The organism is Synechococcus sp., from assembly GCF_982614295.1.
The window spans coordinates 1-8,192 of the sequence record NZ_CEXBMR010000063.1; the positions used below are offsets into that span (position 1 = coordinate 1).

Genomic DNA, 8,192 nt, shown 5'->3' on the forward strand with positions numbered 1-8,192 from the left:
ATGCAGCCTTTGGCTAGGCACCATTGAGCTTCCGTTGGGAGGTATTGGGCTTTATTTGCATTCAATGCAGCTGGCGATAAAGAAATAGACAGCAATGCAGTAGTTATCAAGCCGCCTTTGATCAGAGCTGGCTTAATCATTTCTGCGCTCCATTAGTGCGTAAACAATAGCCATGGCCCCGCACAGTATGAATTAAACGCTCTTCACCTTCTGCTTCTAATTTAAGCCGCAGGTAGCGCACATAAACCTCAATAATGTTTGCCTCACTGGTTTCAGCTAGGCCCCACACCTGTTCAAGAATTTGTTTGCGGCTCACGCATACACCTTGCTGTTTAAATAACACAAGCAATAGGTCATATTCTTTAGCGGTGAGATTTAGATTACGGTTTCCGCGAAAAGCCTGCTTTTCGCTTTGATCAAGAATTAGCTCAGCCAGCGAAAGCAGATTTGGATTAAAAGGGGCAGCTGGCTGTTGGCGTTGGATTTGCTGACGCAGACGCCGCAGCAGATCGCTAGGGGGAGCATCAGCGAGCCAAAAATCATCGGCCCCCAGTTCAAGGCAAAGGCTGCGGGCAGCAATGTTATTGCTATGGGCCTCCAGCATTAAGGCAGGCCCTTTGTTATCTCCGTAGTGCTGTCGCAGGGCAACACAAAACTTGATTGCTTCACCAGATAGCAACACCGCATCAAATAAGCCGCCGGCTTGCAAATTTTGGCTGGCTTGCTCCAAGCTCCAGCTGCTGGTGATGTATCCAGAGGCTTCTAATCGTTCTTTTAGATGTTGCGCTTCTTTGCCAAGCAGCAGCAGGGTTTGTTTCACGCCCATGCGTTAATCCGGCAGGGCTGGTTTTGCTACATGGGGTAAACCCCAGCCAAGTTTTTCACCAAGCACCCGGAAAAACTCATGATCTTGAAGGCGGATAAATCGGGCTGGTTCATCGCTGCGGCGGATCAGTACACGATCTTCCGGCCACACATAACAACCTGCACTGCCATCCACCACCATCATCAAACGTTCTGGTGTAGCGGGAAACACAGTTACAGGTTCACTATCGCTAAAAACCAAAGCCCTTGAGGCAAGTGAATGGGGTGCAATCGGTGTGAGCTGCAGCACCGGGCAATCGGGTGTAATCACAGGTCCGCCAGCACTTAAGGCGTAAGCAGTGGAGCCAGTTGGGGTAGATAAGATAATTCCGTCAGCTGAAATATCCACTGGGGCATGGCGGCCGATGGCGATTTCGAAATGGCACATGCTGGTGAGTGGCTCCCGGTGTAGAGCCATCTCGTTTAAACACAGCACTTCCCAGCGCCTTTGATCGCCCCGCAATACGCTCACCACCACCATGCTGCGTTCTTCCACGCTCCAGCGGCCAGCAATTACCTGATCAAGGGCGCTATCCAAATAATCAAGATGAGTTTCTGCTAAAAATCCCATATGGCCAGTGTTTACTGTGAGCATCGGCACCGCCACCGGTGCGGTTTGGCGAGCAGCTGATAACACCGTGCCGTCGCCGCCCAACACAAATGCCAACGACATCTCCCTGTTGAAATTCGCTGGCACGCAGGCGGCATAACCGAGCATGCGCAGATGTTGATCAGGGTTAGCAAAACCCACCATCCCCCCGGCGCTGCTCACGCGCACCACCTCCCAGCCGGCATGCTTCAGGCGCGATTCAATGCGATCCGCCGTTTCAACAGCTAATTCCTTGCCGTCGTTAACGATTAATCCAGCGCAGGACATTTCAGAACTGCTCTAAAAAGCGCAGATCACTAGTAAACAGCCTACGGATGTCGTCTATGCCGTGGCGCACCATACAAAAACGCTCCACCCCAAGCCCTGCAGCGAAGCCACTCCAGCGTTCTGGATCAAGCCCAAGCCCCTCCAGTACTGCTGGATCCACCATGCCGCAACCCATCACCTCTAGCCATCTACCCCGCCATTGCACATCCACTTCAGCGCTGGGTTCTGTAAAGGGAAAATAACTAGCGCGAAATCGCACAGGTAAATCACCAAAAAAAGCTTTCAGGAAATGGGTAACGGTGCCCCGCAAATGGCTGAAATCCAGGCCTTCATCAATTGCAAGCACCTCTACTTGATGAAATACGGGTGAATGGGTGGCATCAACTGCATCACGGCGATAAACGCGCCCTGGGGCAATCACCCTCACTGGCGGGGGATTCGCTTCTAGATGACGAATCTGCACAGGTGAAGTGTGAGTGCGTAATAAGCGATCACCAGGTAAATAAAATGTGTCTTGCATATCCCTTGCTGGATGGTCTGGCGGGATGTTTAGGGCAGAAAAGTTGAAGTGATCTGTTTCAATTTCAGGCCCTGCTACGAGCCTGTAACCAAGGCCGCAGAAAATATCAACAATCGCATCTGTGGTGCTTATCAAAGGGTGCCGATGGCCTGGGGGCACATAACTGGAGGGGAGCGTTACATCGATGGTTTCGCTGGCAATCCGGCTGGCCATTGCCTCGCGGCGCAGTTTTTGCAGTTTTTCCTGCAACAGGCTCTGTAATTGTTCCTTCAGCACATTTGCCCGCTGGCCCACCAGGGGGCGCTGCTCCCCAGGTAATTTGCCCATGGCCGCTAGCACCGCCGAAAGCTTGCCTTTTTTGCCCAGCAGATCAATTCGTAATTGCTCCAACGCTGCGCTGCTAGCTGCGGCGGTGATGGCGGCAGCAGCTTCTGCTTCTAGAGCACAAAGCTGAGCGGTGATGTCCTCTAAATTGAGGCCGGTTACCACGGTTTAAAAGCAGAGCTTATAACTTTATGCGCATCTTGATCAGTAACGACGACGGCGTTTTTGCCGATGGTATCCAAGCACTAGCAAAGGAAGCAGCTCGCCGCGGCCATCAGGTTTCAGTGGTGTGCCCAGATCAAGAACGTTCCGCCACAGGCCATGGGCTCACCCTGCAGAGCCCAATTCGGGCGGAGCGAGCCGATGCTTTGTTTGGCGCTGGCATCGAAGCCTGGGCCTGCAGTGGCACGCCATCCGACTGCGTGAAACTGGGCCTGGGCATGCTTTTGCAGGCACCACCTGATCTTGTACTTAGTGGCATCAACCACGGCCCCAACCTTGGCTCTGATGTGATGTATTCCGGCACTGTTGCCGCAGCGATGGAAGGCACCCTGGAGGGATTGCCTGCCATGGCGGTTAGTAGTGCTTGTTTTGATTGGCGGCAATTTGATGGGGCAGCCCAAAAAGCTATGGAAATAGCTGAAAATGCCCTGGCGGCGGGCTGGCCTGAAGGTTTATTGCTCAATTTGAATGTGCCTGCAGTTCCTGCAGAAAAGATCGGGGCCATGCGTTGGTGCCGGCCGGCAGTGCGTCGTTACATCGATCAATTTGATCAGCGCTTAGATCCTCGCGGCCGCACCTATTACTGGTTGGCGGGTGAGGTGCTCAACGATGTGGATGCCATTGGAGCAGGCCCTCGCGATTGGCCCACTGATGTGGCGCAAGTGCAAGCAGGTGGAATGGCCCTCACCCCGCTGCAGCCGGAATTGTTTTGGCGTGGCCCAGTTCCACCAATTGCTTTAACGGCGTTGGATGCGTTGCAATAACCAAAGGCTGATCCATAAACCGATTAGGTGTGCGGTGAGGGCTTGGGTATTGGCCATCACCGAAAACATTTCTAGGGAGGTGATGGCGTTATTGCCCATGCCGCCGCTCCCTGCAAATCCGGGTTGCTGTATCGAGGCCTGAAAGGTGAGGCTGCCCGCTAATGCCTGATAACCAATTGCCGCCAGGGTTACGCCACCAAGGCTTGCTAGCAAGTGGCGTTTCACTTGAGCGGTGGTTTCTGCTTTTGATGGTCTTGCGGTGGTGCCACCAGCAAGTGCACGGCTAAGGCGTATTAGTCCCCAGTCTTGCCAAATGCTCCAAGCCAAAACTAATAAGGCAAGGGTTGTGAGCGATAAACCAGGGCCAAGGCCAATGGCCCGATCGCGGTTGCGAATTAAATCGCTGCCGATGCTGTTAAAGGCCAAAACCCCAGCGCACACCACCGCCATAGCCAACTGGCTCCAAAAGGCCAGCCAGCCCATAGCGCGAAAGGCAGAGGCCAGGCGCTGCAAATCAAGGCGATCGGCCATGGTTTTTTTGCGATACCCCAAGTTGCCATGGGAGGATAGATCTGGCACGGGCGGTGGCCTTGATTTTTTTACGCTCCCCCCAGGAAGCTCATACCCCAACGGCCATTGCACTTGGCAGTTTTGATGGAGTACATGCTGGCCATCGCCGCGTAGTTGCTGCAGCGTTGCAGCTGGCCCAACTGCAACCGGAATTAGTTCCCACAGTTGTATCTTTCTGGCCTCATCCGCGGGAGGTGATGGCGGGTGAACCAAGGTTGCGGCTCGATTTGCCAGAAGAAAAGCTTGATTGCCTTATGCAGTTAGGCATTCGCCAGCTGATTTTGGTGCCATTTAATAAAAAGCTGGCGGCATTAACGCCGCAGCAATTTGTGCAGCAAGTATTGCTTGAGCAGTTGGGCGCAAAAGTAATTGCGATCGGTGAAAATTTTCGATTTGGCGCCCAGCGCAGTGGTGGCCCTGAAGATTTAAAGCGGCTAGCGGGGGCGGCTGGCGTTTTAGTTGAAGTGGTGCCCCTTTTAGACGATCAAGGCCAGCGAATAAGCAGTAGCCGCATTCGCCTCGCGCTTGCGGCAGCAGATTTGCAGGAAGTGGTGCGTTTATTGCAGCGGCCATACCTTTTTCAAGGCAAGGTTGTGAAGGGCAGGGGGTTGGGCCGCGGCTTGGGTTGGCCCACTGCAAATTTGCAGGTGGATGGCCGCAAATGTTTACCAAAAGAAGGTGTTTATGCCGCTTGGGTGCGGCGATTTGATGCCAAACCAATGCCAGCGGTGATGAATTTAGGCCGCCAGCCCACCATTGATCCCAATGCCCCTTCTGCTGTGGAGGTGCATCTGCTGGGGATGGATATACAGCTCGGCAACGAAATTCTGAGCGTGGAGCCAAAACAATGGTTGCGGGGCCAGTGCGCTTTTGATTCTTTAGAGGCTTTGAGCAGTCAAATTGCAAAAGATGCAGCAGCAGCAACTGCTTATCTCGCTGCTAACCCCAATGATGATTAGGTGCTGGGATAGGCGTGGGTTAGGCCCCAAGCGATGAAGGCACCGATGCCGCCAAGCAGCACAGCGCCCCAGATCAATACCGCGGTGGGGTTATCGGAACTGGAATATTGGGGAAGCGGTTTTGGTTCTTCTGCCACCACAAAGATGCAGGTGAATTTTTAGGCTAAAGAGGGAATGCCGAGATGGTTTGATCTGTTTTGACCTCCAGCTCAATTGATCCGGTTGTGTTGCGTTTGCTTGATGCAAATTTAGACCGTGCCCGCGAAGGGTTAAGGGTGGCTGAGGATTGGGCCAGGTTTGGCCTAAATCGCAGAGATTTGGTGGAACCACTGAAGGATTTGCGTCAACAGTTGGGGCGTTGCCATCTGCCTGAATACCGCCAAGCTCGCCACACTGCAAGCGATGGAGCGGCTGGTTTAGCTCACCCGGCCCAGGCAGAACGCTTAAATCCTCAAGCGGTGGTAGCAGCAAATTGCGCTCGGGCCCAAGAAGCGCTGCGGGTATTAGAGGAATTCGGCAGAGCAAGCAATCCTGATCTTGCGGCCATTGCTGAAACCTGTAGGTATCGCTTATACGATTTAGAAACTCAGTTGCTTGCTGATCAAAGCCGCCGCCAACGTTTGCGAGAAGCCAGGCTTTATTTGATCACTTCTGAGGTGCCCCAAATGTTTGAGGTGGTGGAGCAAGCCCTGCAGGAGGGGGTGCGGTTAGTGCAACATCGCAGTAAAACCAGTGCTGATGGTGAGCGATATCAAGAAGCGCTTGTCTTAAGGAAGTTGTGCAATCGCTACAACGCTCTGTTTATCGTTAATGACCGAGTTGATATTGCTTTAGCAGTGGAAGCTGATGGGGTGCATCTCGGGCAGGGGGACTTGCCAATTACTCTGGCGCGTCGTTTGATCGGGCCTGATCGCTTGATCGGTGTAAGTAGCCATTGCCTCGATGATTTACAAAAAGCACAAGTTGCTGGCTGCGATTATCTCGGTGTTGGCCCGATTTACACCACCCCCACAAAACCTGGCCGTGCCGCAGTTGGATTTAGTTATTTAAAAGAAGCCGCTGCCAATGCTCAGGTGCCGTTTTTTGCGATTGGCGGCCTTGATGTGAGCAATTTGCAGCCTGTAATAGCTGAGGCTGGTGCAGCAGCTGGTTTTGCTGTGGTGCGGGCCGTGATGGAGGCCGCTGACCCAGCTGCAGCCACAAAGGAATTACTTAAATTGTTAAATAGGAGTTATTAAATTATGACTAATTGCTTAATTTGGTTAAACGGTGAACAGTGCGAATGTGGGGCTGATTTATTACTGCCGGATCTTTTGATCCAGAAGGGTTATCAGCCCCGGCTGGTGGTGGTGGAATTGAATGCTGAATTGTTGCCACGTGGTCAATGGGCTGAACAAAAGATCAAGCCAGGCGATCGCCTGGAGGTGGTAACAATTGTTGGTGGGGGGTGAAGCCCGTATCAACAATCAACTCAATGCTTCCTAGTATTGGAGAAATTATTTGCCCCTTATTGGGGGGCGCCACTTGTGGTTTTGCCTAGTTTTTTTCCTACCCACTCCCGTAGCCGTTGGCTCATGCGTTTATTTTCACTTTCGCTTTTGCCCTTAATCACTGCTGGGTTGCTTTGCTTTGGTAATCCACAACCTGCAGAAGCTGCCAGTGGTGGCCGTATTGGTGGAGGCAGCTTTCGTTCCGCTAGCCCATCTTTTCGTGGAGGTGGCGGTTATGGAGGAGGGGGCTACGGGGGTGGCGGTTACCGCGGTGGTTATGGGGGCGGCTATGGCGGTGGTGGCGGAATTGGCTTTCCTTTCATCATTCCGTTTTTAGGTTTTGGTGGGGGCGGCCTGTTTGGATTTTTAATCCTGATGGCGATCGTTGGAGTTGTTGTTAATGGCTTGAGGGGTGCAATCGGCGGAAGCGCTAATCCAGGTTTACCTGCTCAAAGGGAAATGGTTGATGGCCCAGTTGCTGTTGCACAACTGCAACTGGGCTTGCTTGCTAGCGCCAGATCGCTGCAAGAAGATTTACGCCGTTACGCCCGCACCGCAGACACTGGAAATAGTGCTGGTTTGCAGCAGGTGTTGCAGGATGCAACTTTGGCATTATTGCGCCATCCAGACCAATGGGTATATGCAAATGTTGAACTTGGCCAGGTGCCTTTTAATACAGCAGAAGCAACATTTAATCGGCTTTCAATGCAGGAACGCAGTAAATTAAGTAGTGAAGTAACTAGTAATTTTGCTGGCCGTCGCCGTGATGATAATCAAGCGGGTATTGCAAAAGCTGGTGATGCAGATGCATCAAATGATTACATAGCTATAACGATATTAGTTGCAAGTAGAAGCAGGATGCAGATTAAATCTGTAGATTCAGCTGAACAATTAAGGGATGCGCTAGGGGTGTTAGGAGCAGTGCCAGCCAGTGATTTGTTGGCCTTGGAAGTGATTTGGCAGCCGGATGCAGAAGGGGATGTTTTAAGCGCGGAGGAATTAATTACTGCTTACCCACAATTGAAACACCTTTGATCAGATTGCTAAGTTCATAGCACTGCAGACCAAGCTAATCCTTCAATCATATAACCTCTGGTGGTAAAGAATTCCACATCTGCAGTTGCTGCCGAGAAGGCATGTGCTCCAGTTGTTGAATTGTAAAAACGACGAAAGTCGACTGTAGCGACACCCGGATCAAAGGCTTTGAATCCAACTCCTTCATAAGAATAGTTGCTAAGACCTTTTACGTATTTTGATTCAACTTCAGAAATAGTATAGAAATGCGTTCCAGATGTTTGGTTGAAGAAACGATAGACAGGTTTTACTGGCCCAGCCGCCTGCTGATCAAATGAGGCGCCAAGGAATAGATAGGGTAGTGTTTTATCTACATTTATAGCCTCTTTAATATCATATGTATAAAAAGTATCAAATGTATTTAGGCTATCTTGCCTGTAAACTGGCGCAAATCCAACTAACGCATCAAAGTAACTGGAAGCCTGCAGGCCTGCTGCTGATCCCGTGAGAGGGTCTTTTACAGGATCAGGTATAAAACTAAAGCGACCACCACCTTGGGTATTGGTCGCACCAAGATCTTGTCCATAG

General features: G+C 51.7%; 11 protein-coding genes. 5 read left to right on the top strand and 6 right to left on the bottom strand.

The annotated features are described in order from the left end of the window. Positions 1-136 precede the first annotated feature (136 nt). Genes AC2JC8_RS09225 through pheS form a run of 3 tightly spaced genes read right to left on the bottom strand, consistent with a single transcriptional unit; the run spans position 137 to position 2,750 of the window. Entirely contained in the window at positions 137-826 is a 690-nt protein-coding gene (locus AC2JC8_RS09225) for a winged helix-turn-helix domain-containing protein (protein ID WP_484401399.1), read from the bottom strand. Between the two features lie 3 nt (positions 827-829). Further along, on the bottom strand, positions 830-1,741 hold the full coding sequence (locus AC2JC8_RS09230) for an NAD(+) kinase (RefSeq protein ID WP_255132856.1): 912 nt from the start codon (positions 1,739-1,741) through the stop codon (positions 830-832). Position 1,742: 1 nt separating this feature from the next. Beyond that, on the bottom strand, positions 1,743-2,750 hold the full coding sequence (gene pheS, locus AC2JC8_RS09235) for a phenylalanine--tRNA ligase subunit alpha (protein ID WP_484401398.1): 1,008 nt from the start codon (positions 2,748-2,750) through the stop codon (positions 1,743-1,745). 26 nt (positions 2,751-2,776) lie between these two features. On the opposite strand from pheS, the gene surE reads away from it, so the two are divergent. Beyond that, positions 2,777-3,571, top strand: coding sequence for a 5'/3'-nucleotidase SurE (surE, locus tag AC2JC8_RS09240; RefSeq protein ID WP_484401397.1), 795 nt, complete (start codon positions 2,777-2,779; stop codon positions 3,569-3,571). On the opposite strand, the gene AC2JC8_RS09245 is transcribed toward surE, so the two are convergent. Then, on the bottom strand, positions 3,545-4,102 hold the full coding sequence (locus AC2JC8_RS09245; protein ID WP_255132865.1) for a DUF3611 family protein: 558 nt from the start codon (positions 4,100-4,102) through the stop codon (positions 3,545-3,547). The two genes, surE and AC2JC8_RS09245, sit on opposite strands and share 27 nt — an antisense overlap. A 53-nt stretch (positions 4,103-4,155) precedes the next feature. Here AC2JC8_RS09245 and AC2JC8_RS09250 point away from each other — a divergent pair, with 53 nt between their 5' ends. After that, positions 4,156-5,100, top strand: a complete 945-nt coding sequence (locus tag AC2JC8_RS09250; RefSeq protein ID WP_484401395.1) for a bifunctional riboflavin kinase/FAD synthetase — start codon at positions 4,156-4,158, stop codon at positions 5,098-5,100. Here AC2JC8_RS09250 and AC2JC8_RS09255 read toward each other — a convergent pair. Further along, positions 5,097-5,237, bottom strand: a complete 141-nt coding sequence (locus tag AC2JC8_RS09255) for a hypothetical protein (RefSeq protein WP_255132847.1) — start codon at positions 5,235-5,237, stop codon at positions 5,097-5,099. The genes AC2JC8_RS09250 and AC2JC8_RS09255 overlap by 4 nt on opposite strands. Before the next feature lie 60 nt (positions 5,238-5,297). Between AC2JC8_RS09255 and AC2JC8_RS09260 the strand changes: the two genes are divergently transcribed. The 3 genes from AC2JC8_RS09260 to AC2JC8_RS09270 all read left to right on the top strand — a co-directional run bounded on the left by AC2JC8_RS09260 (position 5,298) and on the right by AC2JC8_RS09270 (position 7,625). Continuing rightward, the gene (locus AC2JC8_RS09260; RefSeq protein ID WP_484401394.1) at positions 5,298-6,338 is read left to right on the top strand and encodes a thiamine phosphate synthase; all 1,041 of its coding nucleotides are present in this window, start codon (positions 5,298-5,300) and stop codon (positions 6,336-6,338) included. 3 nt (positions 6,339-6,341) lie between these two features. Beyond that, positions 6,342-6,551: a sulfur carrier protein ThiS gene (thiS, locus tag AC2JC8_RS09265; protein ID WP_484401393.1), complete on the top strand. Its 210-nt coding sequence runs from the start codon at positions 6,342-6,344 to the stop codon at positions 6,549-6,551. A gap of 123 nt (positions 6,552-6,674) precedes the next feature. Continuing rightward, positions 6,675-7,625, top strand: coding sequence for a DUF1517 domain-containing protein (locus AC2JC8_RS09270; RefSeq protein ID WP_484401392.1), 951 nt, complete (start codon positions 6,675-6,677; stop codon positions 7,623-7,625). A gap of 14 nt (positions 7,626-7,639) precedes the next feature. On the opposite strand, the gene AC2JC8_RS09275 is transcribed toward AC2JC8_RS09270, so the two are convergent. Then, the coding region (locus AC2JC8_RS09275; protein ID WP_484594589.1) for a hypothetical protein at positions 7,640-8,192 on the bottom strand (553 nt) is incomplete at its 5' end.